Source organism: Archangium lipolyticum, assembly GCF_024623785.1.
GTDB lineage: Bacteria > Myxococcota > Myxococcia > Myxococcales > Myxococcaceae > Archangium > Archangium lipolyticum.
This window is the reverse complement of record NZ_JANKBZ010000030.1, coordinates 97,714-114,558: the sequence shown is the minus strand read 5'-3', so window position 1 is coordinate 114,558 and position 16,845 is coordinate 97,714. Positions and strand designations below refer to the sequence as shown.

General features: G+C 69.6%; 14 protein-coding genes. 10 read left to right on the top strand and 4 right to left on the bottom strand.

The annotated features are described in order from the left end of the window. Window position 1 precedes the first annotated feature (1 nt). Window positions 2-775, top strand: a complete 774-nt coding sequence (locus NR810_RS40945; protein ID WP_257460608.1) for an enoyl-CoA hydratase/isomerase family protein — start codon at window positions 2-4, stop codon at window positions 773-775. A 21-nt stretch (window positions 776-796) separates the two neighbouring features. On the opposite strand, the gene NR810_RS40940 is transcribed toward NR810_RS40945, so the two are convergent. Both NR810_RS40940 and NR810_RS40935 read right to left on the bottom strand, forming a co-directional pair. Then, complete coding sequence (locus NR810_RS40940; RefSeq protein WP_108074968.1) at window positions 797-1,390, bottom strand: response regulator; 594 nt, start codon at window positions 1,388-1,390, stop codon at window positions 797-799. 82 nt (window positions 1,391-1,472) lie between these two features. Beyond that, complete coding sequence (locus NR810_RS40935; protein ID WP_257460607.1) at window positions 1,473-3,239, bottom strand: FHA domain-containing protein; 1,767 nt, start codon at window positions 3,237-3,239, stop codon at window positions 1,473-1,475. Window positions 3,240-3,442: 203 nt separating this feature from the next. Between NR810_RS40935 and NR810_RS40930 the strand changes: the two genes are divergently transcribed. The 6 genes from NR810_RS40930 to NR810_RS40905 all read left to right on the top strand — a co-directional run bounded on the left by NR810_RS40930 (window position 3,443) and on the right by NR810_RS40905 (window position 11,095). After that, window positions 3,443-4,222: an outer membrane lipoprotein-sorting protein gene (locus NR810_RS40930; RefSeq protein WP_257460605.1), complete on the top strand. Its 780-nt coding sequence runs from the start codon at window positions 3,443-3,445 to the stop codon at window positions 4,220-4,222. Beyond that, entirely contained in the window at window positions 4,219-5,685 is a 1,467-nt protein-coding gene (locus NR810_RS40925) for a DUF1302 domain-containing protein (RefSeq protein WP_257460603.1), read from the top strand. The genes NR810_RS40930 and NR810_RS40925 overlap by 4 nt, the downstream gene beginning before the upstream one ends. A 159-nt stretch (window positions 5,686-5,844) precedes the next feature. Then, entirely contained in the window at window positions 5,845-8,139 is a 2,295-nt protein-coding gene (locus tag NR810_RS40920) for an ArnT family glycosyltransferase (RefSeq protein ID WP_257460601.1), read from the top strand. Further along, the gene (locus NR810_RS40915) at window positions 8,136-9,053 is read left to right on the top strand and encodes an ABC transporter ATP-binding protein (protein WP_257460599.1); all 918 of its coding nucleotides are present in this window, start codon (window positions 8,136-8,138) and stop codon (window positions 9,051-9,053) included. Before NR810_RS40920 ends, NR810_RS40915 begins: the two co-directional genes overlap by 4 nt. A 2-nt stretch (window positions 9,054-9,055) precedes the next feature. After that, window positions 9,056-9,856: an ABC transporter permease gene (locus NR810_RS40910; protein WP_257460598.1), complete on the top strand. Its 801-nt coding sequence runs from the start codon at window positions 9,056-9,058 to the stop codon at window positions 9,854-9,856. Between the two features lie 180 nt (window positions 9,857-10,036). Next, window positions 10,037-11,095 carry an SPFH domain-containing protein gene (locus NR810_RS40905; protein ID WP_257460597.1) on the top strand — a complete coding sequence of 353 codons (1,059 nt, stop codon included), beginning with the start codon at window positions 10,037-10,039 and terminating at the stop codon, window positions 11,093-11,095. Between the two features lie 68 nt (window positions 11,096-11,163). On the opposite strand, the gene NR810_RS40900 is transcribed toward NR810_RS40905, so the two are convergent. Beyond that, on the bottom strand, window positions 11,164-13,026 hold the full coding sequence (locus tag NR810_RS40900; protein WP_257460596.1) for a chromosome segregation protein SMC: 1,863 nt from the start codon (window positions 13,024-13,026) through the stop codon (window positions 11,164-11,166). 30 nt (window positions 13,027-13,056) lie between these two features. Between NR810_RS40900 and epmA the strand changes: the two genes are divergently transcribed. Further along, on the top strand, window positions 13,057-14,043 hold the full coding sequence (gene epmA / locus NR810_RS40895; RefSeq protein WP_257460594.1) for an EF-P lysine aminoacylase EpmA: 987 nt from the start codon (window positions 13,057-13,059) through the stop codon (window positions 14,041-14,043). A gap of 37 nt (window positions 14,044-14,080) precedes the next feature. Next, the gene (locus NR810_RS40890) at window positions 14,081-14,749 is read left to right on the top strand and encodes an inorganic pyrophosphatase (RefSeq protein WP_257460593.1); all 669 of its coding nucleotides are present in this window, start codon (window positions 14,081-14,083) and stop codon (window positions 14,747-14,749) included. A gap of 73 nt (window positions 14,750-14,822) precedes the next feature. Here the strand turns inward: NR810_RS40890 and NR810_RS40885 are convergent, their stop codons facing one another. Beyond that, the gene (locus NR810_RS40885; protein ID WP_257460591.1) at window positions 14,823-15,824 is read right to left on the bottom strand and encodes an aldo/keto reductase; all 1,002 of its coding nucleotides are present in this window, start codon (window positions 15,822-15,824) and stop codon (window positions 14,823-14,825) included. Window positions 15,825-15,898: 74 nt separating this feature from the next. On the opposite strand from NR810_RS40885, the gene NR810_RS40880 reads away from it, so the two are divergent. Next, window positions 15,899-16,831, top strand: a complete 933-nt coding sequence (locus NR810_RS40880) for a LysR family transcriptional regulator (protein ID WP_257460590.1) — start codon at window positions 15,899-15,901, stop codon at window positions 16,829-16,831. Window positions 16,832-16,845: the final 14 nt, after the last annotated feature.

Genomic DNA, 16,845 nt, shown 5'->3' with positions numbered 1-16,845 from the left:
GGTGCAGCCGTCCGCCCTGCATGTGGAGGACCGGGACGATGGCGTCCGCGTCCTCACCCTGTCCAACCCGGCGCGGCGCAACGCGCTCGATGATGAGCAGGTGGCCCGGTTGGACGAGGCGCTGGCCTCGGCCCCCGGGCGCGTGCGCGCCGTCCTCATCCGGGGCGAGGGCGGGGCCTTCTGCTCGGGCTACGACCTGAACCTGCTGGCGGCGCCCACCGGGGACCGCCTGCCCGACGACGCGCTGATGGCGTGCCTGGCGCGGCTGGAGTCGCTGCCGCTGCCCAGCGTCGCGCTGGTGCGGGGCGCGGCCTTCGGGGCGGGCTTCGACCTGTCGGCCTCGTGTGACTTCCGGGTGGGCGCGGAGGATGCGCTCTTCAGCATGCCCCCGGCGCGGCTGGGCATCGTCTACTCGCCGGACGGGCTGACGCGCGCGGCCCGGTTGGTGGGCGTGGCGCGCGCCAAGAACCTCTTCCTCACCGGACGGCGGCTGGACGCGAAGGAGGCGCTAGCCTGGGGACTGCTGGATGAGTGCCTCCCGGCGGCCGACGCGGAGACGCGGGCCCTGGAGCTGTGCCGGACGCTCGCGGCGCAGGCTCCCCTGGCGGTGGCGGGAATGAAGGAGACCTTCCGGCTGCTCACGCGCCCGGCGCTGTCCGACGAGGAGCGGGCGCACCTGCGCGAGGTGCGGGCCCGCTCCTTCGCCAGCGAGGACGCGAAGGAGGGCAGGGCGGCGTTCCTCGAGAAGCGCACGCCCCGCTTCCGCGGCCAGTGAGGCTGGCCGCCCCCTGACGGCTCAGGTGTCGCCGAAGAGCTCGCCCATCCGCAGCTGCAGCGCGGAGGCGATCTTGTACAGCGACGAGATGGACGCCGAGGACTCGGCGCGCTCGATCTGCGACAGCAGCGACACGGACAGGCCGGTGCGGCGCGCCAGCTGCTTGAGGGTGAGATCCTGCGTCTTGCGCGCGTCGCGGATGGTGCGGCCGATGGCGCGGTGGAGATCCGCCTCGGGGTCCTGCGACAGACCCTTCTTGGCCAGCGCGTTGCGCACGGCGCCGAGGAACTGGTCCGGCTCCATCGGCTTCTTCACGTAGTCACTCGCCTGGTTCTTCAGCGAGGCCACGGCCGTGTCGACGGTGGGGTACGCGGTGGCGACGATGACGGCCACGTCCGTGTCGTACTTGCGAATCTGCTCCAGCACCTCGGTGCCGGACATGACGGGCATCATCATGTCCAGGATGACCAGGTGGAAGTCCGCACTGCGGAGGATCTCCACCGTCTTGGTGGGGTCCGTCGTGGTGACGACGTCGTAGCCCTCACGCATCAGCACGAGCTTGAGGTAGTCGCAGTTGTCCTGCTCATCATCGACCACCAGGATACGAATCTGCACGAACCTTCTCCTCCCGTGTGGGGTGGAAGCCCGTGGCCCGGGGTCGTGCGCCATGGGGGCGGCGCACGGAAGATCCCTCGGGCTACTTGCCGCCTCCCTGTTGTTTTCGGCTCTTCTCGTAGTCCTCGACCATCTTCTTGACGGTAGGCGCCATCTCGTGATCGGGCGCGAGCCGCAGGAAGTCGCGGTAGTACTGCGCGCCTTCATCGAAGCGGCCGAGCTGGGCCGCCGTGGAGCCCTTCAGCATGTAGCAGGGCGCGAAGGAGGGGTCGGTGTCGATGCACTTCTTGAAGAGCCGATCCGCCTCCCGGTACTGCTGCTTGCGGTTGAGGACGCGACCATCCTCGAAGAACTTCTTGGCCTGCTCCCGGGCCGGGTCGGCCTTGGGCGTCTCCGTCGCCGTGGGACGGCGCGCCGTGCCCGTGTCGGGCTTGTCGCTGGCGGGCTTCGTGGAGCCGAGCGCGGCGTCCACCTTGGCCTTCAGCTCGGCGTGCTCCGGGGCGAAGGCGAGCGTGCCCTCGGAGGCCTCGAGGTGCTTCTGGGCCTCCTCGTAGCGGCCCGCGTCGAACTCCTTCTGCGCCAGGTCCAGGCTCTGCTTGGACTGCTGCTCGGCGAGCGCCTGGGTCAGCAGCTCCTCCGCCTCGGAGGGGCGCTGGCCGTTGGCGTCCTTGATGGTCTCGAGCGTGTCGACGGCCTTGTCGAAGTCACGCGCGTCGATGGCGGCCCGGGCGCTCTGGATCTTCTCCGCGAGCTGCTGGGCGGGATCGGCCGGATTCTGGGCCTGGGTGGGCTCCTTCGGCTCGGCCGCCACGACGGGCTTGGTGGGCTGCGGAGTGCCGCCGTCATCCGAGGACTGGCCGAACATGAACCAGGCCGCGCCACCGCCCACGACGACCAGGGCGACGACCGCGATGGCCACCAGCGGCATCTTCGAGCCCTTGGCGGCGGCGGCCTCGTTGGCCAGCCCCTTGGCGTTCTGCCCGGGGCCGATGAAGCGCAGCTTCACGTGGCCGAGCTCGACGAGGTCGCCATGCGCGAGCGGGGCCTGCGCGTAGCTCTCGCCGTTGACGCTCATCCCGTTGGCCGACTGCAGGTCGATGATGCGCCACTCGCCGGAGTCCTCGCGGACGATCTTGGCGTGCGTGCGCGACAGCGACCGGTGGTCGAGCGCGATGTCGTTGTCCTCGGTGCGGCCGATCCGCATCTCCGTGCGGATGCAGGCGAACTCCTGGCCCTTGAACTCGGCGCTCACCACCAGCAGGCGCGGGGCGTCGTTCACGGCCACCGCCTGGACCTTGCGCGGCCGGTTCATCTCCACCTGATCCAACCGGATCACCGCGGTGGAGTGACGGCGCTGATCCTCCGGGGAGGGAGTGGTGGAGGTGTCCTCCTCCTGCTCTTCTTCCTCCTCCTCCGGCGCGGAATGCTCCGCCTCCGGCTCGGCGTCGGTCATGGTGGTGGGTTGCGAGCTCTGAGCCTCGGCCATGGCCGCCTGTAGTGCCAGCGCGGGCATGCGCACGGTGGGCGCACCGGAGCCGGCAACCGGGCCGGCCTGTGCTCCCTCCTGCTGCAGGGCCAGATCGTAGTCGCCGATCTGGATGAGGTCTCCATCCCCGACCTGGACCTGGCCCTGGATGCGCTCTCCGTTGATGCGCACCCCGTTGTAACTGCCCAGGTCCTCCACCAGCACGTGTCCGTTCTGGCGTAGCAGGCGCGCGTGACGACGCGACACGTTTCGTTCGGTCAGGCGGATGGTGTTTCCTTCCTGACGGCCGATCGTGATTTCGTCGCGCGCGAAGGGGACTACAGTCTTTCGCCCCTCGTCGTCTTCGATGATGAGCTTCAGCACGGGTTGGGTCCCCTTACAGCTATAGCAGAACGTCCCCCGGCACCTCAAGGAGGGCATCCACCCCAAATGACAGGGCTTTTCCCGCACCAAGCTGCCTCGCCCGGTCGGTTGTCTATCGGACAGATGGCCGCGGGGGGTGGATCAGGGCTCCCGCATATAAGGAGGGAATCGGGCCCTGGGGAGGTGGGATAGAGTCCGCCCCCATGCGGAAGATCATCAGCAGCCTCCTGTGCGCTGCGGCCGTGGCGCTTCTGGTGGCTCCTCCGGCCCGGGCCGAGGAGTCCGCCGCGGACATCGCCCGCCGGAGCCGTGAGCGGGGAGCCCTCAACCTGCTCGGCCTGCGGGCGGAGCTGAAGCTCACCACGGTGACGAAGGAGGGTCGGCGCAAGGAGCAGGTGCTCACCTCGACGGCGAAGCGGGTGGAGGGGCGGCTGTGCTCGCTCGCGCGCTTCTCGCAGCCCGCGGGCGTGGCCGGGGTGGCGGTGCTCTCCATCGAGGGCGCCAAGGGCGAGCCGTCCGACATCTCGCTCTACCTGCCCAAGCTGAAGCGGGTGCGGAAGGTGGCGAAGGGGCAGCGGGGCCAGTCCTTCATGGACACGGACTTCAACTACGCGGACCTGGGCGGCACCGGCGGCGAGCGCGATGAGTCGCTCCGGCTGGCGGGTGAGGCGAAGGTGTTGGACCGGCCCGCCCACGTGCTGCGCGGCCAGGCCGGTCCGGACTCGCCCTACGGAGAGGTGACGCTCTACGTGGACAAGGAGACGGATGTGCCGCTGAAGGCCGAGTACTCGGATCGCGAGGGCAAGCCCTTCAAGGTGTACCGCGCCGTGCAGCTCAAGAAGTTCAAGGACCGGGTCGTCGCCTCGCCCTCCGTGATGGAGAACCTCCAGACGGGCTCGAGCACGACGCTGGAGGTGCTGAAGCTGGAGGAGGTCCAGCTCGGCGACGAGGCCTTCACCGAGCGGGCCCTGGAGCGCGGGTGAGGCACGGCTCGACGACACTGCTGGCCCTGGTGCCCGCGCTGGCGCTCGCGTCCACGCAGGAGGCGGGTGCCCCGCTGGAGGAGCTCTCGTCGGGGACTGCCGCCATGCCCGAGGTGCGGGTGAGCGGCGACGTGCGGCTGCTGGCGGGCGTGGACACCGGCTTCCAGCCGCGCCGCGCGGACGGCCTGAGCGAGCACGTGGTGGACGGGTGGGGGCGGGCGTCGCTCGTCACGGACGTGAAGCTGAGCCCCACCCTGCGGGCCGTGGTCGAGGGACGGGCCTTCTGGCGCGGCGGGGCCGAGAAGGGTTTCGAGCGGGCGAAGTCCTCCTTCGAGCCTTACCTGGGCGAGGCCTTCCTCGACGTGTACACGAAGTGGGTGGACGTGCGGGTGGGGCAGCAGACGTTGGCCTTCGGCGCCAACACGTTCTTCGCGCCCTCGGACCTCCTCAACCCGAGGGATCTGCGCCAGGGCTTCGTGGTGCTGGAGCCGGACGACCTGAAGCTGCCCGTGTTCGCCGCCCGGGCGATCGCCACGGTGGGGCCGCTCACCGTCACCGGCGTGTGGGCGCCCTTCTTCGCCCCGAACCGCTATGACGTGTTCGGCCAGGACATGGCGGCGTTGCAGCCGCCGCTCGGGGTGGCGGTGCCCCTGTCGGTGAAGCCCTCGGTGGAGGACTGGTTGCAGCCGCGCCTGCTCGAGACGGAGCGGCCCGGCCTGCCGGGAGACCTGGGCCTGCGCGTCACCGGCGACGTGGGCCGGGTGAAGCTGGGGGGCTCCTGGGTCTGGGCCAACGAGAAGCTGCCCCAGGTGACGATCGACCCGGAGCTGGACGCACTGTGGCGTGCCCAGCAGCGCGGCGAGCCGGCGGACACCGCCCTGCTGCTGTCCCTTCAGGAGCGGGTGCGCTCGGGCGAGTCGCTCGTCACCGGCCGTTATGCGCGCCAGCACGTGGTGGCCGCCGAGGCGAGCACGCTGGTGGGGCCCGCGCAACTCGACGTGGACGTGGGCTTCAGCCCCTCGCGGACCTTCTACGGAGACCGGCTGCGCCCGCTGCGCAAGCCCGCGGCGACGTGGGTGGTGGGCGTGTCCCAGGCGGAGGAGTCGGAACTCTTCTACTCCGTCACCTATACCGGGCTCGCGGTGCCGCGCGTGGGCGAGCAGGAGCTGCTCTTCCTGCTGGAGCCGGGCACGGCACGGGGACGGGAGCACACGGCCTTCCTCCACCTGCTGGTGGGCGATGTCCGGTACTCGCTGCTGGGAGGACGGCTGGAGGTGGGCCTGCGCGGGGCCTTCGAGCCCATCCAGCGCTCCTTCCTCGTGGCGCCGCGTGTCGAGTGGCGGGTGGACGAGCGGGTACACCTGGGGCTCGCGGCCGAGGTGTACGGTGGCCCGTCCTACAGCCCCTTCGGCTACTTCGGCCGCAACGACCAGGTGCTCGCCTCGCTGCGAGTGATGCTGTAGCCCCTGCCCCCGCCTGGCGGCCGGCCCGGCGAGGGGAGGGGAGCGAACGGATGGAGGGCCCCGGGCTCTGGCCGAGGTCGACCGGAGGGGGAGGCGGGGATATAAGGCCGCGACCCGCGCCGGATGCGCGGGCCCGAGCAGACGGAGGCATGTTTCCCCGTGGCGAGTGACGGACCCCAGCAGCAGGAACCGCGGACGTTCACCGAGGCCATCCTCGGTCAGGGCATCCACCAGGAGTCATGGGCGAAGCGCTGGATGGCGCTGGAGCCCTCGCTGCGCGTGGCGTTGGCGACGGCCATCTTCGCGGCGCTGCTCTTCATCCCCTACCTGGGCGCGGTGGGCCTGTGGGACCCCTGGGAGACGCACTACGGCGAGGTGGGGCGCGAGATGGTCCAGCGCCGCGACTATGTGTTCCCCTTCTGGGAGAACGCGTGGTTCTTCTCCAAGCCGCCGCTCACCATGTGGATGCAGGCGCTGGGCATGCAGGTGGTGGGCACGCTGCGCTCCGAGGGTGCGCTGGGCCTCTACACCGAGTGGGGCATGCGGATGCCCTTCGCCCTGCTGAGCATCACCGCGGTGTCGCTGCTGTCGCTGGCGGTGGCGCGCGTGGTGAACCGGCGCGCGGGCCTGGCCACCGGCTTCGTGCTGGCCACCATGCCCCTCTACTTCCTGCTCACCCGGCAGACGGTGACGGACACGCCCTTCGTCACCACGCTGGTGTGCGCCATGGCGTGCGCGCTCATCGGCCAGCTCGACGAGACCACGAAGCACCGCGCCGCCTGGTGGTACGCCTTCTACGTCTTCGCGGGCCTGTCCGCCCTGGCCAAGGGCCTGCTGGGCGTGGGCCTGCCGGCCGTCATCCTCATCCTCTACGCCCTCTTCGCCGTCATCCCCTACGACGGGCCGAGCCTCAACGCGCACCTGCGCTGGCTGCTGGAGCCGGCCTTCCGCGCCGAGGTGCGCGAGGGCAAGCGCCCCATGCCCGTGCTGTGGGCGCAGATGTACAAGATGAAGCTGGGCACCGGCATCCTCGTGTTCTGCGCGGTGGCCGTGCCCTGGTACCTCGTGCTGAGCCTCTTCAAGGGCGTGGACGACGAGGGCAAGCTCTTCTGGTACCGCTTCTTCATCCACGACCACCTCAACCGCCTGAGCGCGGGCGTGCACACCACGACGCCGGGCGGCACCTTCATCTACTTCATCGAGCAGGGTGGCTTCGCCATCTTCCCCTGGGTGGCGCTGGTGCCGGGGGCCTTCGCCGTCGTGTCGCGGCTGCGGGTGCGCTCGGAGAAGAAGGCGGACCACCTGGCCCTCATCGCCGCGCTCTGGGTGGCCTTCTCCTTCACCCTGCTGGCGTCCTCGGCCACCAAGTTCCACCACTACGTCTTCCCGGTGCTGCCGGGCCTGGCCGTCCTCATCGCGCTCTTCGTGGACCGGCTGTGGGAGGAGGGCATCGCCACCCATGCGATGAGCCTCGTCTTCGGGCTCGTCCTCTTCATCCTCGTGGGCCACGACCTGGCCAACAACCCGAAGGACTTCACCGATCTCTTCGTCTACAACTACGACCGGCCCTACCCCTCCGAGCTCGTCACCAAGCCCATCGCCATGTTCGCCTCGCGCCCGCTGTGGATGGGCGACATGCTGGCGCTGGTGCTGATCGCCGTGGGCGCCTGGCTCGCGGTGGGGGTGTTCCCGGCCAAGGCGCGAGGCTCCTCGGTGGGCGCGCGCGCGGTGGCGCTGCTGTGCCTGCTGGTGGGCGGCGCCTTCCTGCTTCCCCTGGCCTCGCGCGGCACGGTGGGGGCCACGTGGCCGCTGGGCGTGGCCCTGTTCCTCCTGGGCGCCTGGCTGGCGTGGAATGCCTACGCGGCGGGCGAGGAGTCGCGCACCGGGTTGTGGGTCTCCGCCACCGCCTTCCTGATGGTGGGCGCGGTGCTCTTCGCGCGCTCGGTCCGGTTGTCGGCGCCGAGCGACTCGCTCCTCAGGAGCCTGTCCGAGCCCGTCAACGTGAAGATGGCCATGGGCTTCACCTTCGCGGTGGCCGGGGCGCTGGCGGTGGTGGCGGCGGTGCAGCGCTCGCGGGTGATGCTGTACAGCACCTTCTGGGCGCTCGCGGCCGGCTTCGCCCTCTGGTTCAACTGGGGCCACTGGGTGGACCTCTCCCACCACTGGACGCAGAGGGATCTCTTCTGGCGCTACTACGCCCAGCGCAAGCCGGACGAGCCCATCGCCGCCTTCCTGATGAACTGGCGCGGGGAGACGTTCTACTCGCGCAACCAGGTGAAGCAGGTGCGCGAGGTGGGCAAGCTCAAGCCCTTCGTGGACCAGCCCGGCCGCGAGTGGGCGCTGGTGGAGCACAACCGGCTCGGGCTGCTGAAGCAGACCGTGGGCACCCACAGGGTCGTCACCGTCATCGACCGCGACATCAACAACAAGTTCGTCCTGGTGACCGTCGATTGAGTGGAATCTCCGTCCAGGGCCTCGCCCGGCGCTTCGGCGCGCGCACCGCGGTCGAGGGGCTGACCTTCGACATCAATCCGGGCGAGGTGTTCGGCCTGCTCGGGCCCAACGGGGCGGGGAAGACGACCACGGTGCGCATGCTCACCGGCCTCCTCCGACCGTCGGAGGGGGAGGCTCGCGTGTGGGGCCACTCGGTGCGCGAGGACGGCGAGGCGCTGCGCCGCGTGGTGGGGCTCCTCACCGAGCAGCCCGGCCTCTATGAGCGGCTCAGCGCGCGCGACAACCTGCGCTTCTTCATGAAGCTGCACGAGCTGGACGAGCGCGTGGCCTGGCCGCGGGCCCTGGCCTACCTGGAGCGCTTCGGGCTGGCGGGCCGCGAGAACGATCCCTGCGGGAGCTTCTCCAAGGGCATGCGGCAGAAGCTGGCCATCGTGCGCACGCTGGTGCACGACCCCAAGGTCATCTTCCTGGACGAGCCCACGAGCGGGTTGGACCCCGAGTCCGCGCGCACTGTGCGTGACGCGGTGGCGGAGCTGGCGGCGGAGGGGCGCACCATCGTGCTGTGCTCGCACAACCTGGCCGAGGTGGAGCGGTTGTGCACACGGGTGGCGGTGGTGAAGGGGCGGCTGCTGGCGATGGCGCCGGTGAGCGAGCTGCGGCGCGCGGGCAGCGCGCTGGAGGTGAAGGTGGAGGGCGAGGCCGGGCGCTTCGTCGCCGCGCTGTCGGCGCTGCCCTTCGCGCCCAACGTGCTCGCCGAGGGCGGGAGGCTGCGGGTGATGCTGGAGGACGAGGAGCAGGCCCCGGACGTGGTGGCGTGCCTGGTGGGGGCGGGGGCTCGCGTACGCAGCGCGGTGCCGGCCCAGCGTCCGCTCGAGGAGGTCTACCTGGAGCTCATCCGCGAGGGGAGGGTGTGAGCATGGCGTTCCGTCCCCGGCGCGCGCTGGCCGTCTTCTGGAAGGACTTCCTGGATCTGCGCAGGAACCCGTCGCTGCTGCTGGCCATGGCGGCACTGCCCATGGTGCTGGTGGTGGTGCCCATCGGGGTGGTGTGGACGTACGTGCACAACCCGGATGACCCCGGCCTGCGGGTGGTGGCGCTCTACTACAACCCGGGCCTGCCGCTGGGGGCGAGCGCGGCGCGCTACCTGGTGGAGCGCACGCTGCTGGACTGGTTCGGCATGTTCCTGGTGATGCCGGTGTTCGTGCCCATCCTCATCTCCTCGCAGAGCGTGGCGGGGGAGAAGGAGCGGCGCACGCTGGAGCCGCTGCTGGCCTCGCCGGTGACGGCGGCGGAGCTGGTGATGGGCAAGAGCCTGGCCTCGCTGGTGCCGGCGGTCATCATCACCTGGGTGGCCTTCGCGCTGCTGTGTGTGGGGGTGGACGTGGTGTCGTGGCCGCTGGGGGAGGGCCTGATGATGCCCAACGCGCTGTGGCTCTTCGGGGTGCTGGTGCTGGCGCCGCTGTTCGCCTTCTTCGGCAACGGGGTGGCGGTGCTCATCTCCGCGCGGGTGGCCGACGCCCGGACGGCGCAGCAGCTCTCAGCGCTGGTGGTGCTCCCCCTGGTGGGGCTGGTGGCGGGCCAGGTGGCGGGGTTCCTGACGGCGGGGGCGGCCTACTACGCCCTCCAGGGGGCGGTGGTGCTCCTGCTGGACGCGGGGCTGCTCTGGGCGAGCATCCGCCTGCTGGACCGGGAGCGGCTGCTGAGCCGCTGGGGGTAGACGGGCGGACATGCGCATGCCGGGTTGACTGGCCAAGTACGCGGAACCTCTGGCATGTTTGGGGGAGCAGGCCGGGGGAGGTGCGATCGGCGGGCATGCAATGGACCCGGACGCTATCCGTTAGAGGGGTAGGTGGGCCCCCGGTAGGTCGACGCGTTCTCTGGAGGCGACGAAAGCACGATGGGATTCTTCGGTACGATCAAGGACGAGGCGAAGCGCAACTTCATCGCGCGCGCTGACGAGGCGAAGGGCGAGATTGTCTACAAGTATCCGGAGAAGAACATCCGGATGCTCACCCAGCTCACCGTCGATGCCGACGAGGTCGCCCTCTTCGTGAAGGACGGGAAGGTGGAGGGCAAGCTGGGGCCAGGGCGGCACCAGCTGGACACGAGCAACATCCCGTTCCTGTCGCGGCTGGTGGAGGGCTTCACCGGCGGCAACCTGTTCATCTCCGAGGTCTTCTTCGTCTCCACGCGCGAGTTCACGGGCGTGAAGTTCGGCGGCCCCATCGGTGACGTGCGCGACCCGGAGACGGGGCTGGGCATCGGGACGATGGTGTACGGCGACTTCTCCCTCCGGGTGACGGAGCCGGAGAAGCTGGTGGTGGGCCTGGTGGGCATGGGCCGCACGAGCAACGCGGAGTTCCTGGGCTGGTTCAAGAACCAGGTGCTCAAGGTGACGCGGGACCGTATCGCCGAGCTGCTGGTGAAGAAGAAGTGGCCGCTGCTGGACGTGACGAGCGGTGCGTACACCGAGGAGATCGAGACCGAGGTGATCGCCGGCCTGAAGCCGCACGTGGACACCTACGGGATGACCGTGGTGCGGATGGGCAACTTCCACGTCAGCATCAAGGAGGAGGACGAGGCGACGCTGAAGAAGCTGTCGAAGGACGTGGCGTACTCGCGTCTGGCGGGTGGCTTCCAGCAGTACGCGCAGGGTCAGGCGATGCTGGGGGCGTCCGAGGGCATGGCCAAGGGTGGTGGCGGTGCGGATGGCGCGCTGCAGGGGATGGGGATGGGGATGGGCTTCGGAATGGCCCAGATGTTCTCCAACCAGCAGCAGCAGAATCAGCAGCAGCAGTTCCAGCAGCAGCAGCAGCAGCCTGCTCCGGCGGCGGCTCCGGCGGACACGAGGAGCCCGGCGCAGCGGCTGAAGGAGCTGAAGGAGCTGAAGGACGCGGGAGTGCTCTCGGACGACGAGTACAACGCGAAGCGTGCCGAGCTGATGAAGCTGCTGTAGTCCCGGGGTTCAGACCTCGCCCCCCACCCCTCTCCCCCTGGGAGAGGGACGGGGTGAGGGTCTAGGACTCAGTGGGTTCCACGCCGAGGCTTCCGTCCGTGTTCCGGGCGGGAGCCTTGGTGCTTTCTGGGGACCTTGGAGGCGCGGGCCTTGGCGCGGCTTGCCTTGCGGGTCGAGGCCGTCTTCGACACGGAGGGAGCGGTTTCCGTCCTGGGGGCCGGAGGAGCCGCCGGAGTGTTCTCGGGCGAGGCCGGAGCGGAGGGGGGCGGTGGCTCCTGTACGGGAGCCTTGTCCTCGCCCCGGACGTCCAGCTTGATGGGCACACCCAGGGTGGTGCCGAGCCGGAGCAGGAGCACGTCCGGAGCGATGCCGTTCTCGCCCATCTGCTGGGCGACCTCGCGCGCGGAGAGCGCGTTGCCGTGGGCCCAGAGGCCCGAGAGGAACGTGCCGGCCTCGGGGCTGTGCCACCAGGACGGGCCGAAGCGCGCCTTCAGCTGACCCTGGAGCTGGCCCGCGAGGAACCAGGCGCGGAAGTTGTCCGCTGACTGGTAGAAGTCCTCCTGCTCCACGAGGTAGCGCGCGACGTCGTCATCCGTCGCGGGCATCTCGTCGACGCGCTCGATGAGGGCCTTGTACAGCTCCCGGGCGTCCGCGCCCTCCTGGCGGTGCAGGGCGAGCTGGTACAGCAGCCGGCCCGCGGCGCGGCGGATGAGGAACAGCTTGTGGGCGCTGGTGGCGGCCAGGTACTCGGTGCGGTCCTTCCCCGTCAGGCCCGCGTGCTCCTCCAGCCAGACGGGGTCCTCCATCAGATCCTCGAGGAGGGCGGCGTAGGACTCGGTGACGGTGGGGTTGCCCAGCTTGGCCAGCTCGAAGCGAGGCTCCTTCGTGAAGGCGTAGTGCAGCGCATGGCCGAGCTCGTGCAACAGCCGGCCCTGCTCCAGCGCGCCCTCGACGGGCCGCACCGACAGGCGCACGTCACCAGGGACGGCGACCCCCAGCGTCAGCGGGCGCGAGTTCTTGCGCTTCACGTCGTCCCGGCCGTCGATGGTGACGTTCTTCATCGTCCAGAGGTCGAGGCCCATTCCGGCCAGGGTGGCGTGCGCGCGCGCCAGCTGCTTGTCCTTGGGGAAGAGCCCGTCCACGTCACGCGGGCGGAACAGCCGGGGCAGATCCGCCCGGGTGAGGTTCGCGAAGGGCAGCCCCAGCTCGCGCTGGGAGAGCCGCTCCATGACTTCCTTGTAGGGCGCCTCGGTGGACTGGAGCACCTCCTCGGCGAGCAGCCCCAGCCGGCCCAGGTCGGCCTGCCGCAGCTCGCCGCCGAAGGCCTCGTACGAGGCATAGCCCAGCTCGCGCACCAGCTGCTCCGTGCGCTCCTCGCGGCGGCGGATGAGCTGGTTGAGCCGCTCGAGCGCGGGCGTGGCCGCGGTGTAGAGGGCCTTGCGCTTCACCGCGCTCTTCTCGTTGGCCAGCAGCCGCTCCAGATCGCGCCACCGCACCTCGCGCCCATCGACCTGGAAGCTCAGCGAGGCCTCCAGGTTGGCGATGGCGTCGTTCACCTCGGCGAGCTGCTGCGACAGGTACTCGCCGGCGAAGTGCGACTGGAGGGCGGTGAGGGCGCGCAGCTCGGCGGGTTGCGTGGTGCGCTGGCGCAGCCGGTCGATCTTCCGGATGTTGTCGAGGCTGAAGAGCCCCTCCTTGCCCACGTACGTGGAGGCCACGTCCGCGCGGGCGCCCTCGGCCCAGTAGCGCCACACCAGCTCGTCCTGGGCCTTGAGCAGCGTCTGCGCCTCGGAGGAGAGCCGGGCCACCTCGGCGGCCAGTTTCTGCTCCTCGGTGAGGGGGGCTGGTGGGGCGGGAGCCTTGGCCGTGACGCAACCGCCGAGGGCGCTGAGACCGAGAGTGAGGACGAGTGCGGGAAGCCTTGGGCGCATGGGACGCGCAATGTAACTTCCGCGCCGCTCATGCCCAATCCTGTCCAGTGGCGCTCGGCCGCCGGGAGGCAGGCGCTCTACGGAGCCCTCCGCCGGTTCTTCCTCCAGCTTGGCTACCTCGAGGTGGACACCCCGCTGCTCATCCCCGCTCCGGGGATGGAGCCCCACATCACCGCCTTCGAGGTGCCCTTCGTCCCCGAGACGGACGTGGGACAGCGCCGCACCCTCTACCTGCACACCAGCCCCGAGTACGCGATGAAGCGGCTGTTGGCGGACGGGGCCGGTCCCATCTTCCAGATTTGCAAGGTATTCCGGAACGGGGAGGTGTCGAAGACGCACAACCCCGAGTTCACGATGCTGGAGTTCTACCGGCCCCAGGCGGACTACCACGCCATCATGGCGGACCTGGAAGGGGCGCTGGCGGAGGCGGACCGGGCGGTGGGCGGCGGCGGATTCTTCTCCCAGACACCCTACGAGCGACTGTCAGTGCGGGACGCGGTGCTGAGGGCCACGGGGGTGGACCTGCGGGCGTGCCCGGACGGGGCCTCACTGAAGCGGGCGGCGGAGGCGGCCGGGGTGCGCACGGGGGACGCCACGCTCTTCGACGACGTCTTCTTCCACCTCTTCCTGCAGAAGGTGGAGGGGACGCTGGGGTGGGAGCGGCCCACCTACCTGACGGAGTACCCCGCCTCCATGGCCTCGCTGGCGAGGCTCAAGCCGGGGGACCCCTCGGTGGCCGAGCGCACGGAGCTGTACGCGCGGGGCCTGGAGCTGGCCAATGGCTTTTCCGAGCTGACGGATCCGGTGGAGCAGCGCGCCCGCTTGTTGGAGGAGCAGGAATTCCGGCGGAAAGCAGACCGGGCCGTCTATCCACTGGACGAGCGCTTCCTCGACGCGGTAGGGCGCATGCCGCCCTCGGCGGGCATCGCCGTGGGGCTCGATCGTATCTTGATGCTGTTGCTGGGAGTGGAATCCATCTCGGATGTCCTCCTCTTCCCAGCACATGAATTCGTATGAAGGACCCCGGACGCGCGAGCGCCCGAGAAGAAGCGATATGGCCACGAAGAATCAACCGCAGCTCCACACCTTGCAGGCCCACCCCTGGCATGGCGTTTCGCCTGGCGCGGATGCGCCCGAGGTCGTCACCGCCTACATCGAGATCGTGCCCACCGATACGGTGAAGTACGAGCTGGACAAGGAGACGGGCATCCTCCGGTTGGATCGGCCGCAGCGCTTCTCCAGCCAGTGCCCCACGCTCTACGGGTTCATCCCCCAGACGTACTGCGGGGCTCTCGTGGCCAAGCGCTGCGCCGACCGTACCGGCATCAAGGACATCAAGGGCGATGGAGATCCGCTCGACATCTGCGTGCTGACGGAGAAGGTGATTCCGAGCGGGGCGCTGCTGGTGCGCGCGATTCCGGTGGGCGGCTTCCGCATGGTCGACGGCAACGAGGCCGACGACAAGATCATCGCCGTGCTGGAGTCGGACCTGGTCTACGGGGCCCTGCAGCACGTGGCGCAGCTGCCGACGGCGCTCGTGGAGCGCCTCAAGCACTACTTCCTCACCTACAAGCAGATCCCCAGTGAGGGGAAGCGCTCGGTGCAGATCGTGGAGATGTACGACCAGAGCGAGGCGCATGAGATCATCATGCGCAGCATGAAGGACTACCAGAAGGACTACGGCGCGGCGCCCGCGAGCAAGCCACGCGGCCGCAAGGCCTGATCAGCGCTCCCAGGAAGGGGCGGAGACGAGCCATCGCCGTGTCCGCTCCTTCGCCGCGTGCCGCGTCGAGGTGTCAGTGGCGCTCGCTGTCGAGGTGCTTCATCTGGCTCGGGTCGTAGCGTTCGCCGGAGATCTTCACGAGCGCCTCGAGCGCCGTGAGATCCTCCTTCGACAGCGGATGCTCCAGGGCGCCGAGCGAGTCCTCGAGCTGCGCGACGGTCTTCGCACCGACCACGGGAACGAACGCCGGCTGGCGCGCGAGCACCCAGGCGACCGCGAGCTGCCCCGGTGTCATGCGGCGCTCCTGGGCGAAGCGCTGCAGGGCGCCCACGGAGTCCTCGTTCTTCTCCCGGTTCGAGCCGGAGAAGCGGGGAAGGTGGGCGCGGAAGTCTCCCGGTCCCGTCGGCTTGCTGCCGGTGAGGAGGCCTCGCGAGAAGACGCCGTAGAGCGTCGCGCTGAGGCCGAGCTCGGTGAGCGTGGGGAAGATCTCCGCCTCGGGACTCCGGCTGGCGAGCGAGTATTCGATCTGTAGATCGACGATCGGGTGGACGCGGTGTGCGCGGCGGATCGTCTCGACGCCGACCTCGGACAGGCCGATGTGGCGCACGTAGCCCGCCTTCACGAGCTCCGCGATCGCGCCGATGGTGTCCTCGATGGGGACGTTGGGATCCAACCGCGCGGGGCGGTAGATGTCGATGTACTCCACCCCCAGGCGCTTCAGGCTGTAGGCGATGAAGTTCCTCACCGCGACCGGGCGCGTGTCGTTGCCGCCCCATGTCCCATCGGGTCCTCGGAGCGCACCGAACTTCACGGAGAGCTGCACCCGGTCCCTCCGGCCGGCGATGGCTCGTCCCACGAGCATCTCGTTGTGGCCCATTCCGTAGAAATCACCCGTGTCGATCAGGGTGACGCCGCGATCGATCGCCGTCTGGATCGTCCGGATGCTCTCGGCGTCATCGGTCGCGCCGTACATGCCCGACATTCCCATGCAGCCGAGCCCCAGCGGGAATACCTCGGGGCCCGTGGAACCCAGCTTCACCGTGCGCTGCGTCTTCTTCGCCTCGTGCGTGCTCATCGTTCGTCTCTCCTTCCACGCGAAGAGTCATGCTTCGACACCCTGAAATCCAATGAATAGGATGTATCCCGAACATGCACGGCATCTATGAGAAGGATCTCGATCTCAACCTGATCCGAGTCTTCGTCGTCGTGGCGGAGGCGGGAAGTGTCACGGAGGCCGCGAGCCGCCTCTACCTCACGCAACCCGCGGTGAGCGCGGCGCTCCGGCGCCTCACGGCGACGGTGGGGGCGCCACTCTTCGTGCGCGCGGGACGTGGACTCGCGCTCACGACGCGCGGGCAGCGCCTGTTCGCCTCGGCGCGGCCGCACCTTCAGGCGCTCGTCGAGGCGGCCGTCTCTCCGGTGGCGTTCGATCCGAAGACGAGCGAGCGGACCGTGCGGCTCGGTCTCTCGGACGCGAACGAGGCGTGGCTCCTCCCGCTGCTCCTTCGGGTGCTCGCCGAGGAGGCGCCACGCATGAAGCTCATCGTGATGCCAGTCCAGTTCCGCACCATCGAGGAAGCGCTGGTCTCCTCGGCGGTGGACCTCGCGGTGACGGTGGCGGACGAGCTGCCGGCCGACATGCGGCGCCTCACGCTGTTCGTCGGAGGCTTCGTCTGTCTCTTCGACCCGAGGCATGCCCGGTTGGGGAAGCGCCTGACACTGGAGCGCTACCTCGAGCACGAGCACGTCATCGTTTCGTACAACGGGGACCTGCGAGGCGTCGTCGAGGACACCTTCGGCATCCAGCGGCGCGTGCGGGTGTCGGTGCCGACGTTCCAGAGCATCGGTGCCCTCGTGGAGGGCAGCGCCCTGCTCGCCACGGTGCCCGAGCGGGTCGCACGCGAGATCACCTCACTGCGCCCGAATCTCCGCATGACGATGCTGCCGGTGGAGATGAAACTGGAGGGCGCGCCGATGGAGCTCCTCTGGCGGAGCACGGTCGAGGACGACGAGGCCATCCGCTTCATGCGCGACCTGGTGGTCCGCGTGAGCGAAACGGAAGCCCGGCCGCGCGGTGTGTGAGAACATCGCGGGCC

Coding starts and splice junctions, on each gene's coding strand:
- NR810_RS40930 (WP_257460605.1), top strand. CDS start 3,443: ATGCGGAAGATCATCAGCAGCCTCCTGTGCGCTGCGGCCGTGGCGCTT.
- NR810_RS40910 (WP_257460598.1), top strand. CDS start 9,056: ATGGCGTTCCGTCCCCGGCGCGCGCTGGCCGTCTTCTGGAAGGACTTC.
- NR810_RS40905 (WP_257460597.1), top strand. CDS start 10,037: ATGGGATTCTTCGGTACGATCAAGGACGAGGCGAAGCGCAACTTCATC.
- NR810_RS40900 (WP_257460596.1), bottom strand. CDS start 13,026: ATGCGCCCAAGGCTTCCCGCACTCGTCCTCACTCTCGGTCTCAGCGCC.
- epmA (WP_257460594.1), top strand. CDS start 13,057: ATGCCCAATCCTGTCCAGTGGCGCTCGGCCGCCGGGAGGCAGGCGCTC.
- NR810_RS40890 (WP_257460593.1), top strand. CDS start 14,081: ATGGCCACGAAGAATCAACCGCAGCTCCACACCTTGCAGGCCCACCCC.
- NR810_RS40885 (WP_257460591.1), bottom strand. CDS start 15,824: ATGAGCACGCACGAGGCGAAGAAGACGCAGCGCACGGTGAAGCTGGGT.
- NR810_RS40880 (WP_257460590.1), top strand. CDS start 15,899: ATGCACGGCATCTATGAGAAGGATCTCGATCTCAACCTGATCCGAGTC.